The organism is Leptospira licerasiae serovar Varillal str. VAR 010 (assembly GCF_000244755.1).
Classification (GTDB): domain Bacteria; phylum Spirochaetota; class Leptospiria; order Leptospirales; family Leptospiraceae; genus Leptospira_B; species Leptospira_B licerasiae.
Map to the genome: position 1 here is coordinate 1 of NZ_AHOO02000005.1, position 16,908 is coordinate 16,908.

The 16,908-nt window shown below is 42.3% G+C and carries 14 protein-coding genes and 2 pseudogenes; 7 read left to right on the forward strand and 9 right to left on the reverse strand.

Annotated elements, in window-relative coordinates:
• Together LEP1GSC185_RS00435 and LEP1GSC185_RS00440 are read right to left on the reverse strand one after the other, a co-directional pair.
• Positions 1 to 1,615 (reverse strand): annotated as a pseudogene (locus LEP1GSC185_RS00435) (SpvB/TcaC N-terminal domain-containing protein); the annotation flags it as partial.
• Positions 1,616 to 1,835: 220 nt separating this feature from the next.
• A pseudogene (locus LEP1GSC185_RS00440) lies at positions 1,836 to 6,196 on the reverse strand (LIC12048 family lipoprotein).
• Between the two features lie 1,023 nt (positions 6,197 to 7,219).
• On the opposite strand from LEP1GSC185_RS00440, the gene LEP1GSC185_RS00445 reads away from it, so the two are divergent.
• The 6 genes from LEP1GSC185_RS00445 to LEP1GSC185_RS00470 all read left to right on the forward strand — a co-directional run bounded on the left by LEP1GSC185_RS00445 (position 7,220) and on the right by LEP1GSC185_RS00470 (position 10,907).
• On the forward strand, positions 7,220 to 7,987 hold the full coding sequence (locus tag LEP1GSC185_RS00445; protein WP_010514821.1) for a glucose 1-dehydrogenase: 768 nt from the start codon (positions 7,220 to 7,222) through the stop codon (positions 7,985 to 7,987).
• Between the two features lie 10 nt (positions 7,988 to 7,997).
• Positions 7,998 to 9,161: a thiolase domain-containing protein gene (locus LEP1GSC185_RS00450; protein ID WP_008590930.1), complete on the forward strand. Its 1,164-nt coding sequence runs from the start codon at positions 7,998 to 8,000 to the stop codon at positions 9,159 to 9,161.
• Positions 9,161 to 9,520: a Zn-ribbon domain-containing OB-fold protein gene (locus LEP1GSC185_RS00455; protein ID WP_008591199.1), complete on the forward strand. Its 360-nt coding sequence runs from the start codon at positions 9,161 to 9,163 to the stop codon at positions 9,518 to 9,520. The genes LEP1GSC185_RS00450 and LEP1GSC185_RS00455 overlap by 1 nt, the downstream gene beginning before the upstream one ends.
• Before the next feature lie 251 nt (positions 9,521 to 9,771).
• Positions 9,772 to 10,185 carry a c-type cytochrome gene (locus LEP1GSC185_RS00460; protein ID WP_008591214.1) on the forward strand — a complete coding sequence of 138 codons (414 nt, stop codon included), beginning with the start codon at positions 9,772 to 9,774 and terminating at the stop codon, positions 10,183 to 10,185.
• 92 nt (positions 10,186 to 10,277) lie between these two features.
• Positions 10,278 to 10,490, forward strand: a complete 213-nt coding sequence (locus tag LEP1GSC185_RS00465; RefSeq protein ID WP_008590052.1) for a hypothetical protein — start codon at positions 10,278 to 10,280, stop codon at positions 10,488 to 10,490.
• 78 nt (positions 10,491 to 10,568) lie between these two features.
• Positions 10,569 to 10,907, forward strand: a complete 339-nt coding sequence (locus tag LEP1GSC185_RS00470) for an STAS domain-containing protein (RefSeq protein WP_008590375.1) — start codon at positions 10,569 to 10,571, stop codon at positions 10,905 to 10,907.
• On the opposite strand, the gene kdsB is transcribed toward LEP1GSC185_RS00470, so the two are convergent.
• The 7 genes from kdsB to LEP1GSC185_RS00505 all read right to left on the reverse strand — a co-directional run bounded on the left by kdsB (position 10,904) and on the right by LEP1GSC185_RS00505 (position 16,024).
• Complete coding sequence (gene kdsB / locus LEP1GSC185_RS00475) at positions 10,904 to 11,647, reverse strand: 3-deoxy-manno-octulosonate cytidylyltransferase (RefSeq protein ID WP_008591411.1); 744 nt, start codon at positions 11,645 to 11,647, stop codon at positions 10,904 to 10,906. The genes LEP1GSC185_RS00470 and kdsB overlap by 4 nt on opposite strands.
• The gene (locus LEP1GSC185_RS00480; RefSeq protein WP_008591739.1) at positions 11,647 to 12,171 is read right to left on the reverse strand and encodes a flagellar basal body-associated FliL family protein; all 525 of its coding nucleotides are present in this window, start codon (positions 12,169 to 12,171) and stop codon (positions 11,647 to 11,649) included. Before LEP1GSC185_RS00480 ends, kdsB begins: the two co-directional genes overlap by 1 nt.
• A gap of 21 nt (positions 12,172 to 12,192) precedes the next feature.
• Complete coding sequence (gene motB, locus LEP1GSC185_RS00485; RefSeq protein ID WP_008590914.1) at positions 12,193 to 13,020, reverse strand: flagellar motor protein MotB; 828 nt, start codon at positions 13,018 to 13,020, stop codon at positions 12,193 to 12,195.
• A gap of 21 nt (positions 13,021 to 13,041) precedes the next feature.
• Positions 13,042 to 13,824, reverse strand: a complete 783-nt coding sequence (locus LEP1GSC185_RS00490; protein WP_008589686.1) for a motility protein A — start codon at positions 13,822 to 13,824, stop codon at positions 13,042 to 13,044.
• 6 nt (positions 13,825 to 13,830) lie between these two features.
• Positions 13,831 to 14,055: a flagellar FlbD family protein gene (locus LEP1GSC185_RS00495; protein ID WP_008591343.1), complete on the reverse strand. Its 225-nt coding sequence runs from the start codon at positions 14,053 to 14,055 to the stop codon at positions 13,831 to 13,833.
• Positions 14,052 to 15,155 (reverse strand): glycosyltransferase, encoded by a 1,104-nt coding sequence (locus tag LEP1GSC185_RS00500; RefSeq protein WP_024863944.1) that lies wholly within the window; start codon positions 15,153 to 15,155, stop codon positions 14,052 to 14,054. Before LEP1GSC185_RS00500 ends, LEP1GSC185_RS00495 begins: the two co-directional genes overlap by 4 nt.
• A gap of 65 nt (positions 15,156 to 15,220) precedes the next feature.
• Positions 15,221 to 16,024, reverse strand: a complete 804-nt coding sequence (locus LEP1GSC185_RS00505; protein ID WP_008590974.1) for an MlaD family protein — start codon at positions 16,022 to 16,024, stop codon at positions 15,221 to 15,223.
• 136 nt (positions 16,025 to 16,160) lie between these two features.
• Here LEP1GSC185_RS00505 and LEP1GSC185_RS00510 point away from each other — a divergent pair, with 136 nt between their 5' ends.
• Positions 16,161 to 16,904 (forward strand): cell division protein FtsQ/DivIB, encoded by a 744-nt coding sequence (locus tag LEP1GSC185_RS00510; RefSeq protein WP_008589815.1) that lies wholly within the window; start codon positions 16,161 to 16,163, stop codon positions 16,902 to 16,904.
• Positions 16,905 to 16,908 lie beyond the last annotated feature (4 nt).

The window sequence follows — 16,908 nt, forward strand, 5'->3', positions numbered from 1 at the left end:
CTTAACTTTGGCTCTATCTTTTCCATCAATACTCGTATCGTTTGTGCTAACACTATCCAAGTTTGCATTGGGAGAATAATCTCCCCTAAACACGTTCTGGAACTTTTTGCCTACTTTTAAGAATTCGAAACTTCCACCCTTATTCAGCATCAAAGTCCAAAGACCGGTAGGTTCGTCGAAGAGTAAGGAATCGGAGAGACCGTTTCCGTCGTAATCTCCAGGAAACCATTCCATCCGGAAAATATCCGGGATCCTACTCATCAATCTTCCATAATTACGAAATTGGAATACTTGCCCGTCATGTTCTGCAACAATGAAGTCTTTGGTTTCAGGAAGATAGAATGCGATATCGGATCTTCCGTCCCCGTTAAAATCACCGCTAACGTTTCCTTTAAAGAATCGGATCTTAGAAGGGCCGTCATAATTTTTATAACGATTCGCATAGGTCTTAAAATTATATCCGCCTTCTTTTCGGCCTTCTGCTGCCTTCCAATTTCCAGTTTGAGGATTGAAGAATACGATATCAGAAATCGCATCTCCATTAAAATCTCCCTCAAAATATTCGGTGGAATTCGGAAGAACTTCCGGCTCGCTGGACGCTTGGTTTACTATATTCTGCCAAGTTAATATTCGAGAAGAACTGCTATATTTGAATTCGGGTTTTGTAGTATGGCGATCGGATTCTACAGTTTTGAGAATAGGTCTTCCGGAATCGAAGGAAGTATCGTATACGAGTGAGTATGTCCAAAGTTTTACCGCCAGTCCAACCGACCTCTATCTTATCTAAAAGTCTATCCATGGTCATAGTAAAACCAGGAGCCATACTTACATAAGAATCGCCTCTTGACTTTGTGATAAACTTAACATATTGTTTTGCAGGAAATCCGCTTTTGCTATTCCCGGTATACTTGATCTCTTGGACATATAAATTCCGTTTTTCGGAGTAGTTAGAAGTGTCGTATGTGACCTGCATATAGTTTCCGTTCCGATCTTCCGTTTTGGAAAGATACCAACTATATGTTCTGGAAATTTGGTTTGGATCGTAGATCCGATTGGAAGCAGAGTCCCCAAAGATCGTCTTGGTCCCATCAGAGTCCAGAACCTCCCAGGTCCCCCCATTTTCTATATTCGTTAATTTTAATAGTGCAAAATCTTCTTCCGTGATTTCGGGTCTATACACTCCGTTCTCGTTAGAAGTGGAACCTGAGACTTTGATTAGTCTTTTTCCGTTCCAAGTAAATGTGTCTCTGGAATCATAGAACAAAGCCCCATATTCCGGAGTTCTTGTGATCGCTCCCAGTCCTATACTCCAGCCGATCCCAGTCCATCCATCTCCTCCAGTGGAAGAATACGATAACGCTAGGCTTGGCTGAACTCCTGCTCTTCCTGCGGGAACTTGGATTGGATAATTTAAGGAAACTGCACAGAAATTATTCGGTTCAGGTGGCGCGATAAACATGGCTCCGGTTAATGCGTCTGCCTTTGTTTCCGGATCGTCTATCGCTTCGCTGTAGTTTGTAGAAATGGAAAATAGATCACTTCCTTCGGGTGCTGGTGCGGAACCTGGAGATAAGAAGGAAGTTCCAGATGGAAGTATTCCCGCTGCCCTAAACAGCCTATCTAAGGGACTGCCTCCGTTTCCACAGGAAGTAAAAAAGAACGAAAAGGCTGCGGATAAGATCCAAAATTTAAAAGAAGCTTGTGCTCTAATAAACGATACAAGTTTCTTTTTTTGAGCTGAAGATCCTTTTGACAGCATACTTTTCCCGTTCTCTTATATTCTATTTTCTTAATGGGAGTGAGCGGCTCTTTACGAAAGAACCGCCCTCGATTTGTTACGGAACGATTTGAACGCTAAGCGTATAATCTCTCTCGATCAAAGGAGCGATAAAGAAGTTGTTCAAACCGAACTGAAGAGAACCTGGACTTAAAAGATCCAAACTGAACCCTCTGATCACCTGTTGAGTGGTATCCTGAGAAAACCAAGCAGGAAGAGCTTTAACATCATACACAGCAAGTGTCACACCTGATTGTGTTCCTTGATTGGTCGTGCTTAAGAAGAACTCTCCACTTCCTTTTAACGCAAATGGTGATAAAGTTGCTGTCCGTCCTCGGACCGTTCTCTTATTATTTTCGAAATGTTCCCAAACCGAAGTAATGATATTTCCGGAAAGAACAGTTTCACCAGGCTTCTGTGTTGCAGTTGCAGACACTGATCCGATCTGCAATGCATTCGTATATAAAAACTGTCCATCGGCAAGGTTTAAGACTTTCATATACATACCTCCTGCTTTGGAGTATGTTGCGAATACCTGACCTCCAGAAAGTGAGAAATCAGCTACAACATTGGTCGTATCAATAGTTAAGTCCGTTGCCAACTTAGTCGCAGTCGTCAAATCAATTCCTCGAGCAATCCAAGGGCCCGTGTAAGTAGGCCACATTACAAAACCTTTAGTGCCTGAAGCCTTTACAAAGACTCCACTTCCACTTCCTATCGCAGCATCACTTAAGCTGATATCGGATCCGACTTGAACACCAGTAGTGATATTATATACTCGCGCACCAATTGCTTTAGCATATGTAACTGGATTTCGATAGTGAAGCCCCAACAGCACATTTGTTCCACCCGCTCCATCTGCCTGAATTTCATATCTTGCAGCATCAGGATTTATCACATCGCTAATCAAGAAGGTATCTACAGTAACTGCACCAGTAGAAGTGTTAAAGATCCTTCCTCTAGTTAACTTATGGTAATTCATATTACCAGCAATGGCCTGGTTATCACTCCATACAACCATGGCCCTGTCTGAAGCTGCAGCTACATCGATTCTGGACCAATCTGCTAAGTCATAATTTCGAGTAATTACTTTGGTCTCAGCAACAGTAGCAGCATACGTGCTCATATTTCTAACCGCTAAATAAATATCTTTAGCGTTCTCCCAAATAATAACAGCCTTTCCATTATCCAATTTAGCGACTAGTTCACCTGGAGAAGTGATTGCAGTGGTATTGATTTGGAATTGAGCACCTAACACAGTTCCTGTAGAGATTTGGAATACTTTACCATAAAGGTTAGTATCTCTTCTCCAAATTACCATCGTTACGTCACCTTGGGTAACGGAAACTGGTTCACCTAAAGGAACAGCAGTTCCAGCATCACTAAGGATTGTATCGCTTGCAAGAGTTCCTGCCTTGTAAGTGCGACCGCTATTGGTAGTAAGTTGGAAGGTTCCACCAGAAAGGAAGCTTGTGAATCCTCCCGCATCTGTCCAAGAGTTCCAATAAGGAACACCTTTGTTATAATTCCCCATCCAGTTAACTGCTAAATAATCAGGAGTGTATCCGAGACATCCGGAAGGATGGAAAAGATTTGCTCCCGAGCAAGATACGGTCGCGGAGGTTAATAGAGGTAGATATTGTGGGAGAGAATAGTTCGAAGCAGGAGTTCCGTTTGTTTGAGTATTCCAATCCGTTACGAAAGAATTGTCCACAATCAAACGTGCATCGGGTGCAGCTAATGCTCCCGGAATAGTTACCCCTGTAGTCTTGATATTCTTCTTCTTCATAGCGGTATCAACAACTACCGTAAAAGAACCATCCGGGTACCCGGGAGTTGGAGTGCTACTTACTACTGTATATGGATACGTATCCCCACTAACGTAAATGGAATCATTTACTTCTATCGTTCCATACACTCCTGAAAGATAAATTGTAGTATCTCCAATACTTGTTGGAGAACTTAATACCCCTCTCATTTTTTTCACATCGGTGTATTTTAACGGCCAAATAGTTCTGCGATATGCACTGTTTAAAGCCGGACGAACATAGATGTTTACTAAACTATTTTCAGGATCTACAACTGTGCTAAGCTGAGGCATACGGAGACAAATTCTGAATGTTTGGTCTGCATAACCGGAAGTGTCTATCCACATCTTTTGTATTTTATAAGCGTCCACGGCATCCGTGTCTTTATAGACATGGACCCAATCAGTTCTTTGTCCACCAAAGCCTAAGCTGATCTCAAAATCCATTACTTGATCAATATTGAATCGTTTGGTCGCAACCACAGGAGAATATTTGAAATCCGTAAAGTACTGGTAAGAACCACCATTTTCAGGTAAGCCAAAGTTAGGATTCAAATATTTAGTTTGGTCCAACTTCACAGTAAATACTACTTTTTCATTAAATCCAACTTTTCCTACATAGAAAGATTTTTGATCCGGCTCATAAGGGTTTTCACCGAACTGAGATAGATCCCATTGAGTATTTAATTTAAAGAAAGAGTTTGGATCATTTGCGTCGATGGCTCCTCCAGTAGGAGTAGAACCAGAAGACCCAATCGGAGTAGCTCCATAAGGAGGATTTACTTCATTTTTAGCTAAATCCTTTACGGAAATATAAACTATATCGTAATAATCCCCTGCCCAAGTGATAGAATCCACGCCCTTTACCATCTGTGCTTTTTGAATATTGCCCGGATCGAAGATGCGGATATTAGAACCATCTACCCAGAACTCAGTTGGATCATTATATTTTCCGTTAGAATAGATCGCCCAAACCCCTGCAGTTCTCTTCTCTTCGTCCGTCCAGGCAGAAAACGGTTTTTGAACACAAGCAGTACGGCTGACTCCATCGCTACCTGAGAATGTTTGGTTTTCACAAGGTAATGTAGTAGATACTCCGGCAAAGGACTTGATTCCCTTTAAATGGATTTTGGATTGGCCGAGAGCAGGAGCGAACTCGCTAAAGTCGATAACATAGTCTCCGTATTCAATCTGAACTCCAGAACAAGCAACTCTCTCCAAAGCTTTTTCAAAGTTACTCCTGGAGCAAGAGTTGTCGCAGTTTTAGTAGTGCAAGGATTTTCTACACTTAAGTCATCAAAGGCAGCAACTCTATATTTTTCACGTATTTGAGGGCCAAACACTTTAATAAGGCTTGTTCTTCCTTTTGCGTTCTCTTCTACAATTTTTAGATTATCTCCAGTAAAGCTCAAAAGTGCAGATTTATAATTAGAATCTGCGACATGAGTCATTGTATAATCAACAATGAAAATTTTAGGAGTATAGCCGGAAGCAATTGCATTTTCAATTTCTGCTGTGTTTAAATTAGGAAGTTCCACAACATAAGGTCCGAAATCGTCTCCCCCATAAACTTCAACCTGAAATAAACTATAGTCATCATTTCTTAATCGGAAACTTTGGACTGGAATTAAATTCCCTCTCGCGTCTTCAAACATCAGTGTGCAAAGTATATTGCTCAGTTTTACCGGCATATTCACTGATCTGTTCTTAATATATAATGCTGCTCTTACATAACCAGCATTCGCATCTATTTTGGAAGTTTCGTTAATCTTAGAACTTTTTTCGGACCTATATTTTCTGGCTTTTTGGCTGGCAGAATCCGATTTAACCGTCTTTGCTTCTTTATCGATATTGTTTTTAAAAGGTTTGTCTGCCCATTTAGTAGTAGTAGCTTCTTCTAAGAATCTTTTAGACCAGCTATTTGCCTGTTTATATGAAGTGGCAACTGAGCCAGACATGGACACTCCTGTTTCCGCAGGACCTTTTACCTCCATGCTAGTACTTACACTTAAGCTGCCTTCAGTATCGTTAGACTCGCTCATTTCCGCTTCTCTTTTATATTGGTCCTGAAATTGAACTGTCCTCAGATTCAATTCATTTTGGTGAACCGATTCAGATCCTTCATTTTTATTGGATTCAATATCGTCAGAATTGATCTCACTTACGATCTCATCGCTTTCGCCAGTACTACTCTTTAAGATTGCGACCTTCATTGTGATAGGAGGAGCTACAACTGTGTCGATTTCCGGATAATCAGCTACCCAAACGTTCGTAGTCGTTTCATTGATATTTAATATTCCATCTCCATCGAAGTCATTCAGGATGGTGGTTCCGGTTGGATCTATTGCTCCACCTAAAGCCTGTGCACTTACCTTTGTTCCCGGCTTTAAATTAAACAAGTTATTCACCGGGGTAACAGTCCCGCCACCACCGACAGGAACTCCGCCCTTATCCACCACTAAAGGGACCTTTTCCGCAACCAACCATGTGGCTTTTTTTAGATCCACATCTCCGCTGCCAAAACCCCAGTCGCTTAAACAACCTGCAAAAGAAAGTACAATAGAAGTTAAAATAACTTTCCTAACAACAATCCTAACGATCAAATCGAACATCGAACGAACCTCCGGTTTCCCATCACTACTGAAAACCAAATCCAAAATACAAAACACACCGGACAAATTTTTCGACGTGAGTCGACTTTTTTGACTGAGTTCAAATTTTTACTCACAGTTTTGCCTGATTCATCTTTGAATCGAAACACAACTTGGGCGTTTGAATGGATGTTTCGAAAAAGTTCCCATTTTTGTCTAATTTTTTGCATCAAACTTAAAAAAAATTTGGAAAACGTTTAGAAAACAGGCAAGTATCAGGACAAAATGAAGCTAACAGGAAAATTTTGGGGAACTTTATCTCTCAGATGGGATAACTCAATCCAACTAACATATATCCCATAACGGATAGTTTACATTATCCTAATATGGGATATATGCACGATGAATTTTTCATAAAAATGGGAACTTTATATTATTATAATATTTAAATCTAGATTACTGGAAATTAATTATTAATAAAATAGGCAGCCAGATTGCAAATAGTTCGGATTTCAAATCATAAAGCGAACTGGACTTTCCTGATCTCTATTCATAAGAAGGATTTCGAAAAACCGTCCTTCCCTTTATTCGAATCATTCCTCAATGAATAAAATTACCTCATTTGGGTAATACGCGGTAAAACCAGAATTCAAAATCGTCTTTTGCCATTGCTGTTACCAAATAACCGCTTTTATATAGAACAACTCGGTAGGACATACAAATTCGATATAATATTATATATTTATAATGTATTGTAGTTTCAGCTGATCTGCGACCCCTTTATTCACTTTCAAAATGTGACATATCTCCTTCACATAACTCATTTTAAACCTTACCAACATTCCTACTATATCTTGCGAACAAATGTTCAACAAAAACGAACAGTGTTTCATGATCTCATATTCATATGAATTTTCCTTGTCGGGAATCCAGGTACAATCCATCTTTTACCAGAACAATCGTTCTATTTCAAACAGATCGAATTCTATCTGTACGACCCGAAAGTTTAAAAATTCGTTATCCGAGGACATAAGAGGGATCCAAATGGCAAAACAATTCGAAGGTAAAGTTGCATTAGTTACGGGAGCTGCATCTCCCCGAGGTTTAGGTCGCGCTATCGCCAATACTATCGCCAAAGACGGCGGAGATGTGGTCGTAGTAGACTTAAATAAGGAGCATATCGAGCAAGCAGCGGCTGAGATCGCTAAAGAATTCGGCGTTAAAACCTTAGGTATTCCGGTAAATGTCACTAAGCCGGAAGATTGCGAGGCTGCAATCAATGCAGTTAAAGAGAAATTCGGTAAACTGGACTTCTTAGTTAATAATGCAGGTGTTCTGAAAGATAATCTTTTTATCAGAATGAGCGAGCAAGAGTTTGATTTCGTGATGGATGTGAATGCGAAAGGTGTGTTCTTAATGACCAAGTATGCTTCTAAACTTCTTTTAAAAGCTCCTTCCGGTAGGATCGTAAACATCTCTTCTCTTTCAGGTCTTTCAGGCCAACCTGGACAAGCAAACTATTCTTCGTCCAAAGCCGCTGTGATCGCTCTTACTAAAGTTGCTGCAAGAGAATTCTCCGGTAGAAACGTTTTAGTAAATGCAGTTTGCCCTGGTTATGTGCAAACAGACATGACTGCCTCTCTTCCGGAAGAAGTTCAGAAAAAACTTACCGATCCTATGTTCATTCCTTTAAAAAGACCTGGTACTCAGCAAGAGATCGCTAACGCAGTGGAATTCTTTCTTTCTGATAAAGCTTCTTATATCACCGGTGTTTTCCTTCGTGTAGACGGCGGCGCCGGTATCGGAATGTAAGGAGTTCATCATGAGAGAAGTAGCAATCATCGGGGCTTATGAAACGGTCCACGGCAATCACAAGGACAGAACTCTACGCGATCTAGTTACCGAAGCGGGTAACGGCGCCATCAAAGATTCAGGCATAGACAGAAAGGAAATCCAAGCCGTCTATGTTGGAAACTATGCCGGTAACGAGTTTAACGCTCAAAACACAATGGGATCTTATGCTGCCAATTTACTTGGACTAGGCGATCGACCTGCGATCAGAACTGAAGGAGCTTGTGCTTCCGGTGGGATTGCAATGAGACAAGGTGTTCTTGCCGTTGCCTCCGGTCTGTATGATACAGTTTTAGTTCTGGGCGTGGAAAAAATGAACGGTTTAGACCCGGAAACTACGATGGAAATCGTAGCAAGAGGCCAAGACCAAGATGTGGAAGGCGGGTATTGTATTTCAGGTCCTTCCGGTTTTGCGTTAAATGCCATCCGTCACATGCATGAATTCGGCACCACCAAGGAAATGTTGGCTACAGTTGCCGAAAAAAACTATTTCCATGGTAGCTTAAATCCATTCGCCCATAAACAAAAAGAGATTTCTTTTAATAATATCATGAGAGCCAGAATGGTCACCACTCCATTCGGTTTTCATGATGTTTCTTTGGTTACGGACGCTTCTGCTGCGGTTGTGATCACTACTAAAGAAAGAGCAAAATCCGTTCGTAAGGACTATGTGGTGGTAAAAGGTTCCGGGATCGGCGGAGATTACTTCAATGTTGCTCTTAAAAAAGATTCCGTTAGCTTTCCCGCTTCCGTTCAAGCAGCTACCGAAGCTTTTAAAATGGCCGGTGTAGAAAGAAAGGACATCGATGTTTTGGAATGTCATGACTGCTTCACGATTACCGAGATCATCAATATCGAAGATCTTGGCTTTGTGGAAAAAGGAAAGGGCGGCCAGTTCACTAAAGAAGGTCATACTCGACTGGGCGGAAAACTTCCTGTTAATACTTCAGGCGGTTTGAAAGCGAAAGGTCATCCGGTTGGCGCTACTGGCGTTGGTCAGGTTGTGGAGATGACTTTCCAACTCAGAGACCAATCTGAAAAAAGACAAGTTGCAAATGCTCGCACCGCTTTAACTCACGTTTTAGGCGGCCCGGGTGCAGTTAGTATAGTGCATATTCTGCAGAGGGGGGAATAATGGCTGAGATCATGGAAGCTCATTCTTTAACGGGAAAAAAATGCAAATCCTGCGGATTCGAAGCTACCGATCCTGTAGTTTCTTGCACAAGCTGCGGATCTGATGATGTGGAGCCTAAAACTTTTTCCGGCAAGGGAAAAGTTTATACTTACACAGTGGTCCATGTAGGCTTCGGACATTTAGCTCCAAGAGCGCCTTATGTTCTTGCGGTTATCGAGTTGGAAGAAGGTGCAAAGACGATGAGTATTATCGAAGGTGAATACCAGGGCAAACCGGTTACTGAATCTATCGCGATCGATATGCCTGTCCTTTTCGATAGGACGGAAACTTCTACGGGATTTATTTTTAAACCCGCTTGATCTAAAAAGGAAAGCGGGGTGGGACTCCCCCGCTTTTGTTTTACAAAAAACGAATAAGTCCGATTCTTTTCCATTCTTAGAAATCGATATTAAGAATCAGCTCCTGATACTTTGACAAAAGTCAATTTTTGGCTTCTTCTTCATTTTACTCTAAATCTTTTACGGATCTTCCACCGACACTTCCGTGACAAAAAGTTCTTTGCTTTCTCTTTCTAAAAAAGAAACTTGGAACCAATATAAAGGAGTAATCCATGAAGACTCGGGCAATCCTGATTTCCCTTTTTGTTTCCATTCTCTCCCTCATCTTCCTATTGAACTGCGGAGATAAAGAAAAACCGAAAGAAGAAGCTGCACCTGTAGCAAGTACCGCGACTTTAAGTCCGGAAGTAGAAGAAGGTAAAAAACTTTTTCTTGAAAACGGCTGTAACGCATGTCACGGAGATACTGGTGCTGGGGACGGAGCTGCTGCGGCTAGCTTGAATCCAAAACCTAGAAATTACAAAGCACCTGCAAATGAATGGAAAAACGGTCCTACAGAAGCGGGAATTTTGAAAACTTTGAATAACGGAATTCCAAGCAACCCTGTAATGACTTCCTACAAGTTCTTAGGTGACGAAAAACTTAAAAAAATTGCTAAGTATATAATTTACCTAAACCAAAATTAATTCCAATTCTAAGGGAGTCCGAAAGGACTCCCTTCTTAATTTTTTCCCACTTTTCTTCTGGAAGTTTTCCACCCACATTTCAACCTAGCTTTGTGAGCCAATCCTCTTCTTTACCACATTGCGACAGTTGCGGAACGGATAGAAAATCCCCTCTTTCCAGAGAGGTAAAAACCTATGGCAACTGGGCCTGGTTTTTGATCCTTTTCGGGATTTCTTCTAAACCTACCACTGTTTCATTTCAATGTTCCAAATGCGGCCAAATTTTCGACAGACTTTCTCCGGAGGAGTTAGAGCACTACGTTTGACGGATACTCTCCTGGCGGCCCCGGTTTTCGGGATTGACTGTCTTCGGGAGGGAAGGTCTTTTGTGCTAAATAAGGCAGATGTCTGACGAATTCAAAATAAACGTGGATCTTGAACCTAACGTTCCGGTAATCCATATCTCTGGAGAAATTACCTCCGAGGCGGACGACGAAATTTTAGGAAAATACCAGTCCATACCGGAACAACGTAGGAATAGAGTAATTTTGAATTTCCACGGAACGTCTTACATCAATTCGGCGGGACTTGCTACTTTGATCAGTTTGATCACCAAAGCAAGTGAATCTTCTGCCAAAATCGAATTTGCGGGTCTAAACGACCATTTCCGAAAAGTAATGGATATCGTCGGTCTTACCGATTTCGTTCTGATCCATAACACTCTGCAAGAAGCTCTTAGTTAAGAGATCAGTCCCTTTTTCTTAAAATCTTCGACTACTAATTCCAGGTCTTCCGGTGTGTCTACGCTCAATGCTGCCCGGCTTGCGATATACACTCCGATGGAATGCCCTGCTTCCATTGCTCTTAATTGTTCGAGCGATTCCGATTCTTCCAAAGCGCTTGGGGGAAGTTCCGGATATCCTAATAAGAAGTCCCTATCGTATCCGTAAATTCCGAGATGTCGATAAGCAGGGACCGTTTTTTTAAATTGGCTAGGAATTGCAGAACGGGAGAAGTAGAGCGCTTTTCCGTTTTTATCTAAGACCACCTTGACCCTGTTCGGATCATGGATTTCTTTTTCTTCCAATAAAACCGCTGCGGTGCTCATCGCCCAATCCGGTCTTTCCAGCTTGAGCTTAGCTACTCCGTCAATGAGTTCAGATTCTATTCCAGGTTCGTCGCCTTGGATATTGATTATAATTCCGGAGTCTGGATATTTGAGCGCAACCTCTCTGATCCGATCCGTCCCGGAAGGATGGTCCGCGGAAGTCATTACCGCCTTACCACCGTTATCTAAAACTACTTTTAAGATCCTTTCGTCGTCTGTGGCGACTACAACATCATGGAGAAGAGAAGACTTTAGAGAATTCTTATATGTCCAGGCGATCATAGGAAGGTTCCCGATCTTGGCCAATGGTTTGCCAGGGAATCGGGAACTTCCGTATCTTGCGGGTATAACCCCTAGGATTTTCGGTTTTGTCATCAGTTGACGATAAATTCTGTGAAGTAAACTTCTTGGATCTTTCCGTCGGAGAGGATATGATTGATCTGAGCCTTGATCTCTTCTCTCAGATCTAACTGATCTTCGACATCGATCAGATCGTCTTTGGTTTTTCTACCTATAATTAGGTTTACCAAGTCTCTCATCTGAGCGATCCTTTCCGCAAGTTCCGCAGTGATCTTAGCGTCGTCTCTCGCCACTCCGAAAGATAATTTCATCTTTACGAAGTGAGTTTCTCCTTTGTCCGCAGTGTTGATCCTGAACTCTTCCTGAAATTGGAAGGTCATGAGCGGCGGAGGAGGTTTTACTAAAGCCACGTTTTTCATTTCGCGGAAAGTGCTAGTCGCCGCCTGTTTCGCAACAAACATGGAAACAAGTACGACTATGATAATTCCGAATACGGCACCGGCAATATAGATCAGCCATTTGATGAGCGGAGACGAGCCGGCGCCGGCATCCGCCGCGGGTAAACCGCCTTCTTCCTCGTCTATTTCGGGATCGCCCATGGGTATTCTCCTTTTACTCTACTATAATCCACTTTCGGTGGAAGATTCCGAACCCGGAACGCGGCTCTTTGGTAGGCCGAAGTTGGATTCGTATTCGCTTCGTTTGGTGGATTTTTCCGTTAAAATTACGATATCAATTCTTCTATTGAATGCTTTTGCTTCCGGAGTCCCTTGGTTCTCTACTACCAAAGGTCGATAGGATCCGAAACTCACCGCCTGGAACCAACTCGGATCCAACTTTCCTACCCCTACGATATAATCCGTGGAGTTGATCGCTCTGGCCCCGGCAAGATCCCAGTTGTTTAAGTATGTTCTTTCTTCTCTGTTCGGATTTGCGCCGGGAAGCACCGCATCAGCATCACAGTGACCTTCTACCCTTACGAATCTTTCCAAACCTTTAATAAGCCCGCTGGCCTTTTTTAAAGTGCTCTTGATCGGCTCCTGTAAGATTGCGGAGCCGGGATTAAAATAATCCGCTCCCACTAAACTGATCACAAGACCTCTTTCGTCTTCCGTTACTCGAACTTTACCTGCTTCTATCTCAGGTTTAAATAATTCTGTGGCTGTCTTTTTGGATTTAGAAAGCGCCTTTCCCGTAGTCATGGATGGCAGACTTTCTATGTTCATTCCCATCTCTTCCAATTTTCCTTTGGAGAGAGTTTGACCGCCGTCAAAAAATCCGGTGGTGGTTTTGAACGCGGATAGAATGATCTGCATCTCTATCGCGTTCGTTTTACCTGTACGGTATAACATAATAAAGAAACAAAGAAGAAGCGTAACCATGTCTCCATAAGTAAGCATATACTCTGGAATATTTTGGATACATTCTGGACATTTCTGTTTTGCCATATTCTTCTTCCGAAATAAATCTTAATCGTTTTCGTCTTTTAACACGCCGCGTTCGCCAGGTGGCAGATAACTTGCGAGTTTGTCCTTAACGATACGAGGGTTGTCTCCCGACTGAATGGAGAGTGTACCTTCTATCATGATCTGTCTTACTAATAGTTCGTCTTCGGATTTACGTATGAGTTTTTTCATGATCGGGATCGCGACCATGTTCGCTCCCATAGATCCGTACAGTGTGGTGATCAAGGCTGCCGCCATCCCTGTTCCGATCGCACTTGCGTCTCCGGAGCCAAGGTTTTTTAACATCTGAACGAGTCCGATCAGAGTTCCGATCATCCCGAACGCAGGAGCAAGCGCTCCCCAGTTTTCCCACCAGGCTTTTCCGGCGCCGTGTCTGGATGCAATATTACTCATTTCGGTTTCCATAATATTGCGAACGAGTTCAGGGTCCGTTCCGTCCACTACGAGGGTGATTCCCTTTCTTAAAAATTCTTCCGGAAGTTCGTTTACGTCGTCTTCCAACGCGAGTAGACCTTCTCTCCTTGCTTTTTCGGAAAAGGAAACCAATGTTTTGATAAGTCCTATGAGGTCGCTTTTTTCTTCTCTAAAAGCTTTACGAGTTACCTTTCCCAATTCCAAGGTATTTTGCCAAGGTACCGCCATAACCGTACAAGCAGTAGCCCCTCCGAATGTAATTAGGATCGAGGGAATGTCCACGATATCGATCGGATTCAAACCGGCGGAAAGAATCCCGAAAATAAACACTGTTATCGCAGCGCCGAAGCCTATGATTGTAGCTATATCCATTGTAGTCTAATCTGCCCTCTTAAATTGATCCGGCGCGGAACCCAAAGGAAACACCAGCACTCGTTTTTTGAACTCCAAAATTTTTTCGATCACTTGTGGAATACTCTCTTGGACCACGTATTTTCTATCGTTAGACAAAGTGATCGTAGTATCCGGATTGGCCTCGATACATTCTATATGAGAGGCGTTTAGAACGAATTCATTTCCTTTTAATCTATGTAAAGTAATCAAGCGCCCCTCCTTTTTCCAGAGTTCTTTTTTATAGTCTCGACCGTCTTTTGGATTTGGATGATGAATTTTTCCTCCGTAAAACGGTTTACCGAGGCCTGAAAGTCCTTAGATTTCCATTCTTTTCGTTCGGATTCCCGAATGGCGGAATTCAATGCCTCCACTGTTTGCTCTTTGAAGAATAGCCCGGTCTTTCCCGAGACCACTGTTTCCAAGGCTCCACCTTTTGCATAAGCCAGAACAGGAGTACAATACCCCTGAGCTTCGACAGGTGCGATCCCGAAATCTTCCATTCCGGGAAAAATGAATGTCTTAGCCTTAGACATATACTCTTGCACTTCGTTTCTTGGCCGATGAGGTAGGATTTCCACATTAGGTGGAAGATCTTTTACAAGTTTTTTATATTCTTGGCCGCTTCCTAAAATTTTGAGCGGTCTCCCGTTTTTTCTGTATGCTTCTATCGCTAAATCTATCCTTTTATAAGGAGCGAATGCGGAAACGATTAGGTCGAAGTTTTCCTTCTTCCCTGCCTGGACCTGAAACCCTTTGGGCAAACAAGGTGGATATACTACCTTGGAATCCCTTCTGTAGAATTTTTGGATCCTTCTGGAAACGAACTCCGAATTGCATAAGAAAGAATCCACTCTATTGGAAGAAACGGAATCCCAAGTGCGAAGATAGCTAGAGACAAGTTGAAATGCAAAAAACTTCAAACCGCTTCTTGCGGGGAAGTAATCGTAATACAAGTCCCAAACGTATCTCATGGGAGAATGTACATAGCTGATGTGGATCGCATCCGGGTCAGGGATTATACCTTTGGCAACACAATGAGAAGAAGATACGATCAGATCATATCCTCTTAGATCCAAGGACTCTATCGCAGTAGGAAATAACGGAAGATACCAACGGTATTTGGATTTAAAAGGCAGGCGATCCGTAAACGCGGTTACGATCTTTCTATTTTCGATTCTTTCGTTTAACTTCCCTTTTTCATAAAAAAGAGTAAATAGATCCGCATCCGGAAATACTTTAAGGATAGAATCGAGTACGATCTCTCCCCCTCTCATTCCATTCAGCCAATCATGGATCACTGCGACTTTCATAGATACTAGGATCGGCAAGGTAGCCTAGTTTGTCCCCGCCTTTTCGAAGTATCTACTTATCGGAACTATAGTTTGTTCAGATAGAAATCGCTGGAAATCCCACCGATGATGGTGGTCCTACGATACAAATTGATGGAGAACGGGATGGGAGCGCTTCTTTCTATTTTGCGATACCCTTCTACATATCTTCTGGCATCGTCCCCTAAAATTCTCATGTCAGTCAATGTCTCGGCCAAATTATCGTAAGTATCGGGATCGTTTATAAATCTTGGAACGGAGCCGTTACTACTTTTGAGTTTGTAAGAGATCTCTTCCAAGTTTGCAAACATCAAATTAATATCTTGTTTGTTCTCCCGGATCACGCCGGTGGACGCAGCGAAAAAGTCATCATAGTATCTGGCAGAAGGAGTAAAGTCCGGACGAGAATCCTCTTCTTCTTTGTAAGTGGGTCTGAAAAAAGTCTGTTTAGAATCTTCTTCCGCGTTTCCGGGATTTATATCTATCGTTCGCCCTGCAAGGACAGTCGCAGTCCTAAAACTGATATCATAGTTTGAATATAATGTGATCGGTTCCGCAAGACGGATCGTGATCTCCACAGCTTTGGTCCTGTTCTTATCTAAAAATCTTTTATCCGGAACTTCTTCTATCCCGACCACATCCACATCTCGAACGATTCCCCTTGCCAATCCTAAAATACTGACTGGAGTTCCGGGGCGTATCCCTTGAGACTTAGGATAATAAATTTTTAAAGTATAAGGATAATCTTCTTCCGAACCGGATCGTTCTATCACTGATTGGTATAAGAGTACAAAAAAAGCACAAAAGAAAACGAAACCTAGATGTATGGGAGAAGGGATCGGGAATTTCATACTTTCTTCTATTAGAAACTTCGGCTTTCGATTCGGATCAACTAAATCCCGGTAAATCAAAAATAGATGGGCGAAATTTTAGAGAATTTCCCGATAATTCTAAGGGAAAGGAAGAAAAAACCCTCTCCAAACGCCTATGAGACATAATATAATTGACTTTTTGAAAGAATCCGTTCAAAAAAGAACGAGTTGGTGGCTTCTGGCCTTCCTCTTTCTATTGGCGAGTACTTTAGGCTGGGGATATAGGAGAGGGACCCTCCCCCAGGAGTTGAATAAACTCATACTGACAGGACACGAAACTCTTAGAACGGAAGAAATAGTTCAGATCATGGGTATCCAACCGGGAACCTCTTTCGAAAATTACGACCTCGGCCAAATGGAACACCGACTTACCTCACATCCCAGGATCAAATCAGCCCACTTGGAAAAAAAAACGGACGACCAATTGTTGGTGGAGATCACCGAAAGAAAACCGAGTTACCTTGTGAATTCTGACGGCCATCTTTTCGAAATAGATCCTGAACTTAAAATACTTTCTATGGATGATGTTAGAAGCAAAGGACTCACAGTTCTTTCCGGAACTTTCCCAAGAGAAAAGGGAGAAGTAGTCGGCGCGGCTTTCAAAGACCTTCACACTTCCGTAGAGAATGCGTTTCGTTCTTATCCTGCATTAAAGTCCCGCATCTCCGAAGTATCCTTGCATGAAGATGGAGAAATTTTCGTCTACGCGGACACTCCTCTTTCCGTTCGTGTGCAAGTCGGGACCTTATTCCAAACTGAGCAGGTCAGAAAGTTATACGCTGTATTAGCATATCTTGAAAAAGAAAAAGTCCGCCCGAAACTCGTGGACATACGAGGAGAAGACGCGGTCTACCATTAAGAAT